Raw genomic sequence first — 17509 nt, 5'->3', positions numbered from 1 at the left:
GGCGTGCAACCACCTCTCTTCAACGAAGCGCAAATACTCACTCCATATCCAGTGTAACACGGTTGTCATTTGTCGGTGAGGCTACGGCAGCCCGTTCGCACCACTGCTCCATCGTGTCCATGCCACCCGAAAGAGACCACAGCCGCTCCATGGCTTCAGGCACGCGTGCCCAAGACTTCTTCCGTGGGCCGTTCTCACCCAATTGCCACGATAGTTGATAGGCATGTAAGGCCTGATGCGGAAATACACGTTCAAAATAGCCCGCCCGCCCTACCAGATCTGGCTTGCGGGCGACACTGTACGGATAATCGCGGTCCCCGACCAGCGGCATGCCCCGCGAGGCCATCTGAAGCCGAATCTGATGCGTACGCCCGGTCTCCAATTCGAATGCAAACAAGACCATGTGTCCCGTGCGCGCAAGGGGAAGGGCGTGCGTTATGGCACGTTCTCCCTTGCCTTCTGGGACGACAATCCGCCGCGAAGGCCTCTCGGGATTTATTGCGAGATCGTCGACGAGATGCAGCCAAACTCCGCACGGGATGTCATTTTGCACATAAGCCAGAGCGACATACTTGCGGTGGACGAGTCCTTGGCGCAAGGCTCTGTCCAACTGATGGTGCGCGTGGGCGTGTTTGGCAAACAAGATAGCACCCGATGTGTATTTGTCTAAGCGATGAACCGCATGGGGTGTTTGCCCTGTCTTCTGTAAGTAGTAGGCAACTCCAGCCAATAGTGAGCCCGTGCGCTCACGAGCCGAAGGATGTGTCAAGATGCCAGCCGGCTTATTGACGACCATAACATCCTCGTCTTCGTAACAGATGTCGAGGGGCATCTGCTCGGGCGCAATCGAAGGTGACTCGTCAGGCAGTTGCCAAGAGATCAGATCTCCTCGTCGGACAATCGCCGATAGCCGCACTGGTTGGCCGTTCAGAAAAAATCCATCTTCGTGGATGATACGCCGCAGCAATCGGCGCGACAAGCCCAAGGTACTCATGAGGACGGTCGATAGTCGACGTCCCTCCAGTTCCGCAGGCACCTGATATTGCTCCACTGCCAACACCCCATAGCAGCCTTGGATTCGTCAACCAAGGCGCCGGATCGCAAAATACAAATAAATGATACCAATTGTCAGCAAGCCGCCCAAGACGGCGATGTACAACATCTTGTCGATGGTCTTCATGGCACTCACCTCGGTTTAGGTTCCGCACCCAGGCACCGACATATACGACCGCCATCTGTTTGTATGTAGGAAGATTGGTCTATAACGAATGTGGACGGATATTTTGTAATACAGGTGACTCGCCACAGAAAGGAGGCTATGGCCTTGGTCGTACCGTTTACATTTCGCGTCGTCGGCAAAGAATCTGCGCGCTTGCCGCAACGCATGTGCGATCACGGCTGTGACTACCTCATTCAAGTGGTTGGTCCAGACGACGACGTACAATTTGAGATGTGTCCCCTTTGGGCCGAGCAATTTGCGGGAGAACTGTTGAACGCAATCGAATTGAGCCATTTGTCAAATTAGCCTGTCATACCTGTCCATCTCGCGGCATACATCTCTCTTTACCAGACGTTCGCAAGCCGAACGGCCTATTACAATGGAGAGGGAGATGTGTGTGATTCGTCGCCGGGGATATCCCAGCTTTATCGTCAGCCTCGCATTCGTACTCGTGTGCACACTGTTGGCTCTATGTGCCAATCCCACGCCTGTTATCAGTCAACCGTTGTCCACCCGCGAACCGAGTGGACGAGCCTCGCATACAAGAGCCGAGGTCCAACCACTCGCCTATGAACCAAACCAACGTCGCTCAGTTCCGTCGCCGCAGAGTCCACTACAGCCGACCAGTGGTGCAGCTTTCGTACGGGAAGTTCGTTTCATCCCGCATGCTAGTCCGACCGCGCATGTGCGTGAGACGGTTGCCATTCAATCGGCACCACCGCACTCCAACATGAGACAAGCGAGTTTGTGGCGTGTGGAACCTGGCGATTGTCTATGGAACATTGCACTCGCAAAACACACAACGGTCTCCGCCATCGTGCAAGAGAACCATCTGACGTCTACCATCTTGCATATTGGACAAGTCCTGCGCGTCATCGATGGCCTTGTCACCCCCCGTATACAACGTCCGAAATCGTCCAAGGCGAATTCCTCGCCGACAAAGTCTTGGCATCCCATGACCTATGTCGTTCAACCGGGAGATTCGCTTTGGAAGATCTCGCGCGAATTCGGAGTTTCTATACGCGCCATCATCAACGACAACGCCTTGTTAGGCGATGATATTCAACCGGGACAACGCCTTGTCATTGGACCCATGAATGCCAGTTACCACCCCACCGCGGCTAGCCGCGCATTAATCGCCAGTGCCCCGAAGTGGCTGATTCCCATCTATCAAGCAGCAGGTCGCAAATATGACATACCGTGGACTGTTCTCGCAGCGATTCACAAGGAGGAGACAGACTTCGATACCACCGGCGACGACGTCTCGTCCGCCGGTGCCCTCGGACCCATGCAGTTTATGCCATCTACGTTCGCCATTTTCGGCGTGCCTGCACCTGGCCACAAAACGCCTAGCATCTACAACGTTGAGGATGCCATCTACTCGGCAGCCAACATGCTTCATCAGGAAGGCTTTAGTCAAGATCCTTATTACGCCGTCTACGCATACAATCATTCGACGGTCTACGTCCACGACATCCTGCACATGTCGGCTACCTGATAGCCGACGAGCGACTTGTTACTCGCCTTGGCTCAGATGACGAAGCACCTGGGCTAAGGCTTTTTCCATGGCAGTCCCTATCTCACTCGCATCGCGAATGACGACAGTTGCCCGCCCATATAAATGTCGAATTGCCTGCATAAACTCAGTTTCCAGAGGATCGGCAATACACAAATGCAGCACTTGTATGCCGCGCGATCGCGCCCATCGTATGGCACGCTTGGTGTCCGCGATCGCATCTCGGTAATCCTCGGCCGCCGGCTGGCCATCGCTGACGACCAATAGCCACTTCTGTCGCTCTTCTCGTGCGTTAAGCCGTTGCGCGGCCAACCGAATCGCGAACCCATCGCGATTGTCCAACTGCGGTTCAAGGTCGACCAAAGCAAGTGCGGCATCGGACGATTGCGACCTTGCAAACGGAATGACATCCCACAGAAACGTCGCCGTTTCCCCCTCACCGGACGCAACAACGTGGACACTGTCTTCCCAGAAAGCACATACGCTATACGGGACTCGCAAAGTCCGCAGCGTGTCTGCCACCAGGTACAGGGCTGGCTTACAAGCGTCTAGGTACGGTTCCATCGATCCAGAACAGTCGACGAGAACCTGAACGGCCGCGTCATGGCGCAGTCCGGTCCGACGCCTGTGCTCAAATAGGCGCGGCCACCGTTCGGTCGCAACTCGTTCGAGGCGTCTGCCGAGTCGGCCATACTGAAATCCTCCGGCCAATGCATTTTGTTCGCGCCAAAACGAATGGTAAAACGCGCGCAACAATCGGCGCTTCGCACCCTTGGTACCTTCTTTCCAGAGCTGCACGGCGCTGACCGCCTCTCGCGAAGGTGGGCGCCAGCCCCTTTCCATGACACGCGGCGATTTGGTCGTAACGTCGGAATGGGGCGTCGGCTCGTACACCGCGTCGCGCACCGCGACCTCCGATCCATCCTCGCTCTTTTCGCCGACGATCCGCCCGCGGCTCGACGGGCCTTCGTACTGCTGCAACGAACCTAGACGACCGCTCCATCCGCCACCCGTTCGCGTGGCGCCCTCTACATCATCCATCTGCAATCCAGCCGCTCGATTGCTGTCCTGACGCTGCGTCCAGGCTGGCATGGTCTGATCTTCATGGCTGTCCTCGCCACGTAGCGCAGATTCGGCACTTCCATCGGCGCGATCGCGCTCGCTACCGTCCGCCTGCCCAACTGCCCCTACCTGCAACGAGCCCGCCAAGCTGTAATCGAACCATTGCGCATCCAAATCGACCGTGGGCTGGTTGGTGGCGGCCAGCCTCTCTTGCACCAAGCGCAGCGCCAACAAGGCTGCCGCTTCGCTTGTCGGGCAACCCGCGGCAAGTGCGTACCCATTGCCAGTCGGGTCCGTTAAGCCGTTGTAGAGCTCCGCAAAACAGGCGTTGCCCAAACGACCATCACGCTCCCACGCCGGGATCTGTCGGGTAAACAGGTTCCTGTAAAACGCGATGCGACTTGCAAAGTGATGTGCTGTTCCAGGACGCTGGCGCGTCAGTCGGGCCTCGATGCGAACGTCCTCGACGGCGCACATGAACTGCCAGACCAGCATGGGCACGACGGTCGCATCGGCCTTGGCCTTCGCCTCAATCATGGCGGTCCTATCGGTGAACCACTTGCTTCCGGCAGCCCGCAGATACACGTCAGCCGTTGTACAGGCCATTCGCTCTTCCCCCGTCAGGCCTTGATAAACCGTGGTGATTTGCAAGATGCCGTCTTCTTCGCGCCATACCGAAACAGGGCCAAACTCGCAGTGCACGTGTTCATCGCGACTCAGGACGACGGCTAGGTCCGTCAGGCGAACGCGTTCGCGCACGTCGTCGAGTTCACTGGTAAAGCGAAAAACGCTTCGCATTCGTCGTCATCCCCGATCCACGCCGAAATAGCCTGCCGCAAGCTGCATCACCAGATCTTGCTCCCGCTCATCGTCGAGTTTCGCCGCAATAGCGCGCCTAACAGCTCGCAGTGGCGGAATGTGGGCAGCGAGATCGCAAGCATCGAGAAGAGCCCGAATTGAGGCAGCTTCCTCGCTCACTTCGCCAGTGCGCACGGCGGCGACCAGATCGCTTGAGAGGTCGGTGAAAAGGCGAATCTGATCCGTGTCGCGCAACTCCGATTGGCGCTCGATCAGCGCCGCCAAGCTCGCCCCTTGGATGTAAGGCACATCGACTACCACAAAGCGATTCTTGAGTGCCTCGTTCATCGGCGCAGTGCCGACATACCCCTCGTTGATGGCCGCGATCACGCGAAATTGATGATGCGCTGTAATGGTTTCGGCAGTGAATGGATTGCTGAGTTGTCTGCGGTAGTCCAGAACACTGTTTAGGATAGGCAAGGCCTCAGGCCGTGCCATATTGATCTCATCAATGTAGAGTAAGTGGCCCCGACGCATAGCACGTACGACAGGGCCCTCGACATAGCGAATCACGCTTTGCTCATCTTCGACGGCAAGTGTCTTAAAACCTAAAAGTGCTTCAGCATCAAGGTCGACCGAACAGTTGATGGACTCCATCGGCAACCTCAGGCGCGCGGCTAGGGATTCCGCGAGTCGGGTCTTGCCACTGCCCGTGGGTCCGCGCAGAAGCAGATTTTTGCCAAGCGCAACTGTGGTCAGCGCGTCCTCAAGAAGCGCAGGGTCTGCGCTGTAATAGGTATCCTCAGCGTTCCCGGCGCGATAAGCCTGCACGAGTCCATGCTCCAACGCGATGTCCATATCGTCAAACGTCCAGGCACGCTCCATGGACAATCCCTCCTACTTCATGGATCAACCTGTACCACTCTCCGCCATCGGCCCGCCTGTGTCAAGAGCGCCCTTCTCCTACCCACTGAGGCCACATCGTGCATACGGGCGTCTGTCTGAGCCACTCGGGACGAAACGGGCGTAGGATACTCCAGAAATTCGAAGAGGGGGTGTCATCATGTACGGCGTATTTGGCGGATACACGCAATGGGCTGTCGTGTTCCTCATCATCTTCGTACTGTTCTTCCTGCTCGTTCCGGGCTACGGTGCTGCCGCAGCCTACTGAGTTCCAGGGCCGCCGCCCATTGGGGCGGGCGGCCCACTTTCATAAAGGGTACAGAAAGGAGGTACAAGCTATGTGCACGCGTGCACAGTGCGAGCGTGCCGTCGGCCAGTGGGTACGCTTTCAGACGCCCTGGGGAACACATCGCGGCGTGATCGAACAAGTGACCGGGAACGGCGTGCTGGTCCGGGTTCCTCGTTCCTACGCTCCGGTTGGCTTGGCATCAGGATCGGACGAAGACCGCCTGGACGTCACCTTGGCGCAATGGGGTTACGGCTATCCTTATGCGCGCCCATACGGACGCTGGGGCTATCCGGGTTACGGTTACTGGTATGGCGGCTGGTGGTGGTGGTGGCTCGCCTTCGCAAGATACCTTGAGTGACCACAGTTCACAATCTGTAGGCAGAGCGATACATCTTATTTGGAATGTCAGATCTAGCCAATCGAATACATCATGGGGAGCGGCTTTATGCGGTATCCGTTGAACAATCCAATAGGAACTTTCATCAATCTATTCCGATGTTTATTCAGGCGTACTATTTCCAACTCGATTTTTGTCTATGGCCTGAATATCATTAAGTTTGTCCACGTGTAGACCTAAACTTTTCAAGCGTTTTTCGGCTAACTTGAGCCCATGTTGAGTTGGCTTATATACCTGCAATCCATCGCGTTCACCATCGATAAAAAGCCACCCCTTTCTAACAAGTTCCTGTAAATTTTTTTCTATAATAGACTGCCTTTTTTTATGCTTGTCTCGTTTTAACATCTTTGTTGCCTCCGAATGTAAGGATATTGTGCATAAAAAATGTGCCTAACGATGTTATGACTATACCTAAAAATTGTGCGAGCATGGGCGTCCATCCCATATAAATGAGCATAGAAAAAATGGACATAGTGCTAAATATGCCCGCTAACGATATAGCAATATAAATAGCTGCTTGAGAACCACTATTCACATTGCTCTGCCAAGTCCAGCGTGTGTTTATAACTAAATTAAAAAACATCGACACAGATGAGGCTATTAGGGATGCAACCATGGGATTCATGGCTGGCAATAAAACGCTAAGCATAACCTGGTTTATCAATGTCCCCAGAAGGCCTGTACATGCAAACTTCAAGTATTTAAGTATTACACTCAGACGTATAATGTGTAGAATAAACTTTACCTGTTCGGCAAACGCCAATTTTGATTGGCCGAACTGCCGTCTGGCAAACCGAATGGGTATTTCCTCGACTCGATAAAAGTCCCCCTTTACAAGTATTTCGATCATGATCTTCCACCCAATCGGGTTTAGTTTCGATTTGTCAATGCGGTCTGCACGGAAAGCAAAAAAGCCGCTTGTACAGTCTGTAAGACTGCGGAGACGCGGTATCAGTACACGCGCAAATAAATGAGCGGATCGCGACATGATCTTTCGTCTTCCGCGCAATCCTTGATCGGATGCATCTTTGATGTAACGAGAGGCGATCACCATGTCCGCACCATTTTTTATTCGATTCAACATTTCGGATAAGGCGGTTGGTGGATGTTGCAGGTCTCCGTCCATTACCGCCACAACTTCCGCACTGCATAACTTGAATCCATCTACGACCGCACCCGCTAATCCATTGCGCATATTGACTTCGCGGTGAAGCAGCTTTATGCGCGGATCTCGTTCGGCTTCGCGCTGGATGATAAACGGCGTACCATCATCAGAGTCGTCAACGAAGACGATATGGTATCCTATACTCCCGAGAGCATCGTGAATATGTTGAACCAAGGGGGCAATATTACTACTTTCGTTCCTCGTTGGAATAATGATATCTATTTCCGACATATATATCTCTCCCATCAGCCAATAAACATATGCAGCGTCAGCGCTACATTGGTGCACAAGGCTGTGCCCGTTGCATAGACTGTATATATCCACTTGGGCTTGATAAAGTTGATTTCGCGCAGTCGTAAAGCCAGCGCCGCGAATACCGGGATCATCGTAAGTGTGAAGCGATCAAACGAAAAGAAGTAGTCTGTTATATGTTTTGTATATCCAGTGATTGCCTGCGCCCCAATACCCGGATCACACAGCGGAAGCACAATCTGAGCCATCAGCAACCAAAACCATGACCGAGGCAACCTCCTCCATACAGTTGGAAGAGAAGCGAGTGCCAGAAATACAGATCCGTATTGGAGGGCATAATAGACATGTCCATAGCCACCGCTGGATCGCCAAACATGAGGTAATACCCATACACCCTTTATGAGCGTTATCCAAGGCCACTCGAATTGCCTTCCCCAAAGCTTCTCCATGGTTGACCATAGAACCGGAGAGTCAAATTTGAACCAAAGATATATGCAGTATCCGACAAACGATACAATAATGGACAAGAAAGGAAGGTAACTCTTCAATCTCACGCGGCCATGTGTTCTATAGTCCGACCATATTGAATATCCTATTGGGATTACTAATAAAACCCCGGAGTTCCGAGTAATTGTAGCTATACCCGCGAAGATGCCAGCCTCCCAATATCTCCGGTCATGCAAAAAAAGCATTGTGCCGATCATACCTAGTATAAACAGGGGCTCTGTATAGTCGGATGAGAGAAACACGGACATAGGATACACAGCCCAAAGGATACCTGCTATCTTTCCGGTTTCACTACCTAACAACTTCCTGAAAAGTTCCAAAATGAGTCCGATATCGATTATTTGCAAACAATTAGCCAACACAATCCCGCTTGTTACTACTGAAGTTCCGGTCAGTATATGGACGCCGGTAACGAGTAATGGCCAACCCGGCCAAAATGGAGCTTCCTCCCGTATGTATCCAAATGAGCTAATCGCGCTATACCATGTCGCATCATCATGGTAGGAAGAATATACAACGGCAAAATAAAGTAGTTTTGAAAGTGGAATAGCTGCGCTCTTTAAAGCAAGGATCGAACCGGCAAGCATGATGGCTTTAGAAATAGCATACAGAGATACAGCTTCAATAAATCGTTTAGTCATTCACTCTACCTCATATTCGACGATTGGCCATCCATCTCTAAGGAGTTTACGAGCACGTCTGGGTACATCAGTCCGATCCACCACATAATATGCTCTCCGGCCAATCTTGATCCGACGCTCTGCAAGTTCCAATCGGCGCTTTTGAGTAAAGAAATTACGACTTATGGCCACTTTTCCCGAAGCTCTAAGAGTATCCACTACGGAAGCCGTAACTAAGTTCTCGTAAAACTTACGCAATTTCCGCATCATAACCAAAGGAGGGATAGAAGGATATAAATACCACAATCCCCGTGGATCGTTCTCCATCACCTTTTCAGTTTCCGTTATTGTGACATGCACTTATAATCCCCCCTATTCTTGATATGGTGTTATGTTGGATATTGGATGGCTATATATGGACGTTTCAATACTAGATATTTCTTCACCATCCACAGTTTCTGTTGGTTTATATTCCACATCAGAAACTAAATTCCTTTCATACCCTAAATTGCGCTCAAATTCATTTGTCCTTTTACTGCTCAAAATACGATCAAAAAATATAGTATGAAGAAAATTACTTTCCCTTAATAGATCAATAAGCCGTGGAATAAAGAAAATGCATATCCCAAGCAGGATAAATCCCGCTAAAGACTCTATGATGATAAATATAGTACTTACAAAGTCCTTGGGCGTGGCTCCAAAACTAAATGAAGAATATTGCGATACAACTTGCGACGAAGTATATCCCGGTGCCGAAGCTGACACCGTATATGTGGCATTGGGATTATAATTAGCAATTGTATAAGACGTTCCAGTAACCGTAGCAACTGGTACCCCATTTTGATAAATCGTATAGGACACTCCACTCGGTGCGTTTTGAGGTGGTGTCCATGTAATCGTGCCGGTTCCACTCCCACTCCCCGTGATATTCACATTAGTAGGGGCAGATAGGACTGGGGCAGAAGGTATAGCTTTAATAATATTGGATGGACTAGATTCACTCGCCGCAAATGCCGTTACATAGTAAGTATACGTATTACCATTATTCAGTCCAACATCAGTATAGCTTGTCCCCTTGACGCCACTAGCTACCTCGACACCATTTCTATATATGTTGTATGAAGTGGCGCCGGGGCTTGAATTCCACGACAGTTGTACCTCTCCTGATACAGTCCCTGTACTGGCAGACAGATTCATAGGAGGCGCAGGGGGAGAACTAACATTGATCGACGATTGAGAGGTCGCTCCGGTCGATGTGTTGGTTGCAATTATAGTTATAGTATTGTTTCCAACCTTCAATCCATTCACGGTATAACTCAAAGCAGTAACATTCGTGGCAATGGTTGTTCCATTTAAAACAATGGAATATGAGGTTGCATTAGGCACAGTATTCCACGCGATAGATAAGGAATTATTTGACATATTAGAGTACGAGATAGATGGTGGTATAAGATTACCAGACATTAGGAATACCCCTGTAGCAATTACAGTTCCCGATGAATTTTCAATGGTAAACGGCTCATTATTAGCCACGAATCCGCCCCATCCAGTTTGCTGATTATACCATGGGGTAAAGGAGGACGACCCGGATGATATAACATACGAGTATTTACCCCAGTCTTCTCCGTTATATCCAAAATCCTCATAATATAGCGTATCCCCAACATAACTGTCCCACCCGCTATAGGTGACCAGTGAACAATATGTTTTACTCACTGAGGTCAAATTAATGTAAGGATTCGTCTGTCTACTAATCGACGCACTGAGTGTGGGAATGGACGACGCATAAGATGTGACTGGAGAAAACATGAAAACCATTATAAATAAAACGAATAAAGGAATATTTTTTAATGATTTAATCATTGAACATTCACCCCAAATATGAGCGATCGATCTCTCCACCTTCAATCGAACGCTTTTCTTCAAAATGATCACTCGGTTGGATCCATCCACTAATGACTTTCCTTTTTTGTCTCTCAACTTCCGATATTTCATATTGCATTTCTGCAATACGTTTTAGTAATGCATTTTGAGCGACTTCCGTTTTGGGAGTTGGGAACGGATATAGGATGCTGTCGGTATTGTATAAATGAAGTGCAAAGCATTGTCTAATTTTCCACCATGGAATCCACAGAGATTTCAACGGTCTGCCCCAATCACCATAACGTTTGTCTTGATATTCATAGATATCAACTCTAATTCCACGTCCTTGACTTTTCGTAACGTGCATAAACACTTCGATAAAATCGAGAATTCGAGAGTCCAGATTTGTGCCAACTGGGTTCACGAATACATGTACACAGCGCATTTTCCTTGCGTAATTGAATATTTGTGTCATAAAGGTGTTTCTTTGCCAATTCCTACGATCAAATTGCGTTTGCGCCTCATCCCAAATAATTGCGGATCCATGGCTTTCGGCTACATCAATCCATTGTTCAGGAGAATGAAACACGCGAGCGTTTAGAAGTTCATAATTTGCATATAAAGTCAATTCACCATCCGATTTTAAATGCCAATATTGAGCCAGAAGTGATGCAAGAAGGGTTTTACCTGCACCTAAACCACCTTGAATCATAATGAAGTTCGGCATTATTTCATTTACGCCCCCTTTTTTTCGATTCGTTATTCGATTGCGCATGTACTATTGTCTGAGGCGTAGGGATAAGCGCCTCGATTACTCTGATATAGACCCCGGGATCAGAATGACTCACAGCAGATTCAATGATCCATCGAATTAGACCGGAATATGGATGTTGCCCTTTATTCTGTTCCCGATATTCCATATGTAAATCGCGCATTCCTAGGTAGTTTAAATAGGCTATAGCTCGAAGCTGGGCTACACTCAATGGCTGGGCATGAGCCTCAAAAAACTGAAGTATTTGCTTTATGCTGTCAACTTGTGGCGTAGCACTAAATAAGTCATCACCAAGTATCTTTTGCAACCGATCCTCCTGCATGTCAAATCACAACCTATCTTTTCAAAATAGCAAAGATGATAGCGAACACTGCTAAAATCCACGGAAACCATAATAAGAAATTTGAAGGCCGACTTGTTACTGTTCCAGGCTTTTGATAGTTGACAGCTTGATTGATCACCGTTGCCATTTCGACTTCAGCTAGGTGCTTTGATTCATTGATGTACCATTCTGGCACATGCGCCACATATACCCGGCCTTCTGGACTTATGAATTGTTTGACATCCTTCATGGGAACTGATACTTCGCCGCTCCCTGCTAAAATTCGATCATGTCCAACATCACGTACCGGAAGTATGTCACATGTCATTCCGTCGTGCTCCAATATCACCAATCTTTCTCGTATAGGAGATTGCTCTTTTTTAGCCACTCTTATCACTCCGCTCTTTGTTGTAAAAATCTGCGATAAAACCACATGCCAGGAAGCCAAACGAGTAACACGCCTAGAGATAACCCAAAGCCCACTTCAAAAAAGTAACTAAATGGCGTATATGAAGATACCGTGTGACTTGTTTGTAAACTCGTAGCAGGAGAAGCCACCACTGAATGTGCTATGTCTTTAGCATTCATGCATGCTCACCACCATTCAATACCATTTTTCAAACTAAGATAGAATCGGTAAATCGAGCGTGCCAAAAAGAGGATTACAATAAATGAAAGTCCTGATAGTAAAGCATCTATGTCACCTTGCCAGGCCGGATCCAAAACACCTATCCAAGATATATAGTCTGATATGTTGATACCCGCTCCCGTGACGTTAGCCATATGACTGAGAAAGTGCAGAACATCATTGAGTAATTGGAGAACAGGATTAAACAAATTGTTTATAAAAGTAATCATTCACCAACCCCCCAATTCCCAACAATTTTCACTGCTGAAAAAGCGATAAAAATCCAAATTCCAAACCTGATAACATATGCTAAGTTGTCAAGTTGCAGGAGTCCCAGTACCGACTGCATATGTTGAAATGGAGATGATACATCAGACGGCAACGTCGGCGATGAGTTGTTATATGTGAGTCCTGCCAGGGTTCGGACAATGCCCCAGGCGAGTGAAAGCAGTACATGTACCACCTGAAACATTATTTTTAATATATCAATTAATACTTTTGCTACTTCTTCAATAAAATAGAATAAAGCTTTTATTATGCTAAAAATTGGAGAAAAAATAGCATTTAATAACTTTGATATACCATTCAATAACCCTTGGAATAATTTCGAAATTAAATTACCGAGCCATTTCAGCCCTCCCATGATCGCATTGCCTAAACTCGTTAGAGCATTGCCAATAAAGCGAGCCAAGGAGTTGAATAGAGCGGATAGCCACCCCCAAAACTTAGATGCAAACTGTGCTAACATATGTTAGTCACCTCGATCAAATATGCCCGTAATTAAATCGATGAGTTTTCCGGCGACACTCACGATAGCAACAATTAGTATCACAGGAGCGCATGCATCTACATAGTTTGAAGTGAAATTCCATATATCCGATGCCGTCATCATAGATACCCCCTCTATGGATTATAATTGTACATCGGATCCGCATTTCCAGATATACCATTTTTATAATAATTAGGAGCACTTGTACTAGAGTTTGTAACTGGCTCCGGAGTATTGGAATCTGTACCCGAGGAGCCACTTGGCATAGGAATGATTCCGCTCCCTGCCGGCGACGGCAATATCCCTAAAGATGCAGTATTTGCCGAATAGGATGGTGCAGTACCTATGTCAGGCGGATTGTTCTTCGGGAGGGGAGTATTACCCTGTGGCGTAGTTGGAACCATTGAAGTATTTGGAGCGTCCCCAGGCGTTGGTATCCCCGTCGAATGTGTAAGTCCCGCGAGCGGATCTTTAATAGAAAAAGGTTTGCTATCCGAAGTAGGTACTGCAATTGAACTTGTATCTCCGCTATCAGAGAAATCAAAAGATACTGCTCCTGTTTCCGGAGGCGAATCAGGTATACCAGTAATTACAGGAGTAGATAACTCCGGATAGCTATTTGGTATAGATATTTGCAATTGAGAAGAAATTGAAATCGCATCAGAACCAGAAGGCGGATCTGGAATAGCGGGTATTTCGCTTATAATGTCATCCGCAATACCTTGTTCAATCACAGGCCAATTAGGTGGAGTTTGCACACTATAAACATTCACGACGCCCGCACTGGATACACTTGTAACCGGTGTAGTAACCGGTGTATTAGCAAATGGTGGAACGTTAAAGATGGATTCTCCAGAGGGCGTATACTGGGTTACATCACCGAACATCTTGTATAAGTAAAAATATCCATTTGAAGTAGAAGAAGTAACAGTTGCTTGAATGCTTATAGCATTGACGGCTTGACTAAGTGAAATGCGTTGCCCAATTTCCGAAGGAGTGACTGTCTGGGTACCCACTTCAGTGGGCGTACCTATCACGTTGCCACTGCTATCTGTTTGAATATTCCAAAGCCCCAGGGTTACGGTTACTCCGGCACCCCACTCGCCTTCAACTACAACAGAATGGATCATTTTCGTATCATCAAGCGCGTCTTGCATAAACTCGTTATTTTCATATCCATAATTGCTCATCAATCCGTCATCATATGTACCTGACCCGTTAAATTCGTTCCCCATATAAACACCCGTATACCACACTGTGCCGCTTTGATAACCTCCTGCGAACACGGTATTAGAAAGAAATCCCATGCTTATTGAGAGGGAGGCTACCATTTTCAAAATAAAGTATTTCCCTCTCATTACGGAAAACATCTCCCTTTTGACACTGAAGTGGGAGTCGGACATCAGAGGCAATTTAAACGTCCCTGATGCCCGCTCATCCATTCCGTGGGATCTAATTTATCGCGAACTGCTTCGCCCCAAAATTGCAGACTTAATAAGCGTGATAAGGCGAGGCGCGAATGCGATTGCGATACCGAGCAGCACAAAACCTGCGAGAGTGCTGAATAGAGCCATTGAATTTGACAGGACATCATTCGAAGTGAATCCCCAGTTTACAGCGCTTGCAGAAATTACTGACACAATAACTCCTCCTAATCTTCCATATCTTGATCTATGTCGTCATCCTCACGCGCATCAGGCCAAATAGCATTTTTAACAATACGTATGACCAAGTACACGGCGTAGGATGCCACGACCATCATTAAGAATGGTGCCGCTTGCAACAAACCCCAATGCAGATATCCCCAAAACTCAGACATGTCAGAGTTAGATATCAAGTTAGGCATTTATCGTCGGATCCCCCTTACTACAAACATTATGACCAATCCGACGATCAAAGCGGCTCCTACAATTAAAGCGAATGGACTAATGGAACTAAGGAAGTTGGCAACTATCTTCCAAAAGTATTTCATATCGAAATCCTCGGATAAATCAGGGATGTAAAACCCACTCAAAGTTGAATTCATTTAGTTCCTCATACCTTTAATCGCCCCGACAATGACGGCTAAGAGAATACCAACGACCATCGCGGCGACAACAATGAGAACGAATGGGCTTTCACTTGACAAGAAATTCTGAAAGACTTGCCAGAAAAAATTCCAATCCCACACATTTCCAAAATACATGTTTAATCCCTCCCGAATGTCATGCCGATTATCCCCATTACCAAAGCAACTATGGAACTAATCCCAAAGACAAATTCCAATACTTCGGGGCAGGAGAAAAACCAGCCGAATACCCCGGACATCACGGAAGGAGTCATAAACTATCGCCACCACTTAGGAAAAATGGATGCAATCAGAAGAAAAACAGCAGGTACTGCACAAATAGTCCAAATTTCGACCACTTGAATGCCAGTATGCAACACAGGCCACAATTGGTATCCCCCTAAAACACCACGTCATATATCCATCTCAAAATAATCACAATTAGGATCAAAGCTAGGAGAGAACAAATAATTACGTCGCCAAGACTGATGGAATACTGAACGTAAAATGATCCACTTGGCAGATCAACTGTCGCTCCCAACGTCTCCCCCGAGCCCATCACCAATCCTCCGCCTCATCCCGTTGAGCCTCCATGAATCTCTTTTGCCCACAGGTGAAAATATGCATTTTCTTTACTCATTTATTAAACCTTGTAACAATCGTAATTTATCGGATTTATTCTATCAATCCCCCATAAGGTACATTGGGTGAGACGAAAATAATTAATATTCCCCTTTCAGGGGAGTAACCAAATCGTTTGTTTTTTTAATTTTCGGATACTTTATAAATATGACCCAATCTATAATCTTGCACAATATAAAGCCCGATACTATGAACACTAAAACACCCAGTAGGACTGAAGCCGGAGGAATATCCTCCGGCTGATGTGTGTATATATATCGCTCCATATATTGCATACCAAATCTTCCAATCTCCAAATCCGTCACTTTCATTCACCCCTTTTACGTTTCATAAAACTTAAAAACTTCCACGGAAAGAACACCAAACCACTGAGAGCGATAGTAGATGCTCCCGACATCATCACTGTAACCAAGTCTTTATTTACATGCATTTGTAAGTGTCACTCCTCCACCGAATGATAATGTCGCCCCTCGATCCTTTCACCTTTGCTGAATAAGCACGATTACCAAGCCAATCTGTAGAAATGCTATACAACCCCATTTCCGGATATTTCGACTTCAAATAAGTCAGAAACCCCTTGACCCCGACCATGAACACGTGCCTTCTAGTTATTTCCCAGTCCCAAAACAACTCCATGGTATCTCTCCCCAAACGCATTCTGTTGATTCCGCAATTGATAGATTTTTAACTTTATAAATCGATCCGTATAATCATCCGGATAATGCAGTCCGTCGTCTAAGGCCTCTAACACCGCTTCTAATGCGTCCGCAATGCACAGGTCGAAATCTTTAACGCCACCCGGTTTAAAATCCCTTACAGAGGATTCAAGACGCATTTTAAGACGCCTCATAACTTGTTCATAGCGTTCCAGTCTCTGATAGACTTCTTCTGTCTCTTTCAAAATGGCAGAAAATGATTTGTACATGTTCGTTACCTTCTTATCTCACATTGGATTTAAATATCCAACTCCAGTTGGATGATTTTAACTTCCTTCATCAACCTGCCGCACACCGGACACATAACTCCAAAGATTTCGCCCATCGCATGAAGGACTCGCCATTCGTCGTCTCTGCGACACCAAAAATGGTGCAATGGCAGATCAGCTTCCTTACGGCGGACAACTGTCCTTGGTGATATATTCCCTTCCCCCACTTCGAATAGGGTGCTTTGCAATTCGCCCATCACCTTTCCCCTCCCCCATCTTCACATGCAATAAGTACAATGACCCTGCCCCAACCCGATTCCACGGCCGTCACTTGGCTTCCTCGGGAAAAAGCGCATAGAAATTGGCGTATCGAGGATCGGGATCAACAGGCTTGTCCCGTGTTCGATTCGTTCCACGTGGCGTTTTTTCATTCGCACGGGATGCGATTGCCGCCTGGCGCGAAGCGTCGTCTGCCTCAGCTTGCGCGACAGTCTGTATCCCCCTCTCATGCTGCTTTTTCAAGATTGCCGTGGCATAGTTCAAGTCCTTGTTTTTGAGCGCGGCTACTCTTATCGCTCGTTTCACCAACTCGACATCCATACCAATACCAGGTTCCGAGTATGCGGCCATAAGTTCCACCTGCATGGGATTTGGAGATTTTCCCAACAACCGGTTCAACTCCAGAGATATCTCCTCGCGCGCACGCGCGCTTTCACCACCACTCAGTGTTTTGGTTTGGTTATGTTGTGTCTGGTTAGGTAGCCCCGCAACCTGCGCATTACGTTCGCGTAACGTAACAGATTCGTGCGCATT

At 48.0% G+C, this 17509-nt stretch carries 20 protein-coding genes; 3 read left to right on the top strand and 17 right to left on the bottom strand.

Translation table 11 applies throughout. The features are described 5' to 3' along the window. Positions 1-37: 37 nt before the first annotated feature. Positions 38-1051 carry an RluA family pseudouridine synthase gene (locus BLU70_RS11185; RefSeq protein ID WP_074693505.1) on the bottom strand — a complete coding sequence of 338 codons (1014 nt, stop codon included), beginning with the start codon at positions 1049-1051 and terminating at the stop codon, positions 38-40. Between the two features lie 267 nt (positions 1052-1318). On the opposite strand from BLU70_RS11185, the gene BLU70_RS11180 reads away from it, so the two are divergent. Next, on the top strand, positions 1319-1525 hold the full coding sequence (locus BLU70_RS11180) for a hypothetical protein (RefSeq protein WP_006447523.1): 207 nt from the start codon (positions 1319-1321) through the stop codon (positions 1523-1525). Between the two features lie 85 nt (positions 1526-1610). Further along, positions 1611-2717 (top strand): lytic transglycosylase domain-containing protein, encoded by a 1107-nt coding sequence (locus tag BLU70_RS11175; protein ID WP_244885189.1) that lies wholly within the window; start codon positions 1611-1613, stop codon positions 2715-2717. Positions 2718-2735: 18 nt separating this feature from the next. On the opposite strand, the gene BLU70_RS11170 is transcribed toward BLU70_RS11175, so the two are convergent. Together BLU70_RS11170 and BLU70_RS11165 are read right to left on the bottom strand one after the other, a co-directional pair. Then, a complete protein-coding gene (locus tag BLU70_RS11170) occupies positions 2736-4595 on the bottom strand; it encodes a cobaltochelatase CobT-related protein (protein WP_074693503.1) in 1860 nt (619 codons plus the stop codon). Between the two features lie 6 nt (positions 4596-4601). Continuing rightward, positions 4602-5480, bottom strand: a complete 879-nt coding sequence (locus tag BLU70_RS11165; protein WP_006447520.1) for an ATP-binding protein — start codon at positions 5478-5480, stop codon at positions 4602-4604. Positions 5481-5836: 356 nt separating this feature from the next. Between BLU70_RS11165 and BLU70_RS11160 the strand changes: the two genes are divergently transcribed. Further along, positions 5837-6145, top strand: coding sequence for a hypothetical protein (locus BLU70_RS11160; protein WP_058095106.1), 309 nt, complete (start codon positions 5837-5839; stop codon positions 6143-6145). A 141-nt stretch (positions 6146-6286) separates the two neighbouring features. Here BLU70_RS11160 and BLU70_RS14415 read toward each other — a convergent pair whose 3' ends face one another. The 14 genes from BLU70_RS14415 to BLU70_RS11080 form a co-directional block, all read right to left on the bottom strand. Beyond that, positions 6287-6529: a hypothetical protein gene (locus BLU70_RS14415; RefSeq protein ID WP_143027530.1), complete on the bottom strand. Its 243-nt coding sequence runs from the start codon at positions 6527-6529 to the stop codon at positions 6287-6289. Next, positions 6507-7580 carry a glycosyltransferase gene (locus tag BLU70_RS11155; RefSeq protein WP_074693502.1) on the bottom strand — a complete coding sequence of 358 codons (1074 nt, stop codon included), beginning with the start codon at positions 7578-7580 and terminating at the stop codon, positions 6507-6509. The genes BLU70_RS14415 and BLU70_RS11155 overlap by 23 nt, the downstream gene beginning before the upstream one ends. Before the next feature lie 14 nt (positions 7581-7594). Continuing rightward, a complete protein-coding gene (locus tag BLU70_RS11150) occupies positions 7595-8749 on the bottom strand; it encodes a mannosyltransferase family protein (RefSeq protein ID WP_074693501.1) in 1155 nt (384 codons plus the stop codon). A gap of 351 nt (positions 8750-9100) precedes the next feature. Beyond that, entirely contained in the window at positions 9101-10261 is a 1161-nt protein-coding gene (locus BLU70_RS14410) for a fibronectin type III domain-containing protein (RefSeq protein ID WP_143027529.1), read from the bottom strand. A gap of 337 nt (positions 10262-10598) precedes the next feature. Next, entirely contained in the window at positions 10599-11318 is a 720-nt protein-coding gene (locus BLU70_RS11140) for an ATP-binding protein (RefSeq protein ID WP_074693499.1), read from the bottom strand. Positions 11319-11322: 4 nt separating this feature from the next. Continuing rightward, positions 11323-11685 (bottom strand): hypothetical protein, encoded by a 363-nt coding sequence (locus tag BLU70_RS11135; protein WP_143027528.1) that lies wholly within the window; start codon positions 11683-11685, stop codon positions 11323-11325. 13 nt (positions 11686-11698) lie between these two features. After that, positions 11699-12073 (bottom strand): hypothetical protein, encoded by a 375-nt coding sequence (locus tag BLU70_RS11130; RefSeq protein ID WP_143027527.1) that lies wholly within the window; start codon positions 12071-12073, stop codon positions 11699-11701. A gap of 206 nt (positions 12074-12279) precedes the next feature. Further along, on the bottom strand, positions 12280-12543 hold the full coding sequence (locus tag BLU70_RS11125) for a hypothetical protein (protein ID WP_074693496.1): 264 nt from the start codon (positions 12541-12543) through the stop codon (positions 12280-12282). After that, complete coding sequence (locus BLU70_RS11120) at positions 12540-13061, bottom strand: hypothetical protein (protein WP_074693495.1); 522 nt, start codon at positions 13059-13061, stop codon at positions 12540-12542. The genes BLU70_RS11125 and BLU70_RS11120 overlap by 4 nt, the downstream gene beginning before the upstream one ends. A gap of 155 nt (positions 13062-13216) precedes the next feature. Further along, positions 13217-14440: a hypothetical protein gene (locus BLU70_RS14405; RefSeq protein ID WP_143027526.1), complete on the bottom strand. Its 1224-nt coding sequence runs from the start codon at positions 14438-14440 to the stop codon at positions 13217-13219. A gap of 668 nt (positions 14441-15108) precedes the next feature. After that, positions 15109-15267, bottom strand: a complete 159-nt coding sequence (locus BLU70_RS11100) for a PTS ascorbate transporter subunit IIC (protein ID WP_074693491.1) — start codon at positions 15265-15267, stop codon at positions 15109-15111. Between the two features lie 1108 nt (positions 15268-16375). After that, on the bottom strand, positions 16376-16696 hold the full coding sequence (locus BLU70_RS11090; protein ID WP_074693489.1) for a hypothetical protein: 321 nt from the start codon (positions 16694-16696) through the stop codon (positions 16376-16378). A gap of 29 nt (positions 16697-16725) precedes the next feature. After that, positions 16726-16953, bottom strand: a complete 228-nt coding sequence (locus BLU70_RS11085) for a hypothetical protein (RefSeq protein ID WP_074693488.1) — start codon at positions 16951-16953, stop codon at positions 16726-16728. A gap of 70 nt (positions 16954-17023) precedes the next feature. Then, the coding region (locus BLU70_RS11080) for a DnaD domain-containing protein (RefSeq protein WP_143027525.1) at positions 17024-17509 on the bottom strand (486 nt) is incomplete at its 5' end.

Origin of the sequence: Alicyclobacillus hesperidum, assembly GCF_900107035.1 — a bacterium.
Classification (GTDB): domain Bacteria; phylum Bacillota; class Bacilli; order Alicyclobacillales; family Alicyclobacillaceae; genus Alicyclobacillus; species Alicyclobacillus hesperidum.
Note: the sequence above shows the minus strand (reverse complement) of the source record. Positions and strands in the feature narration are given on the sequence as shown.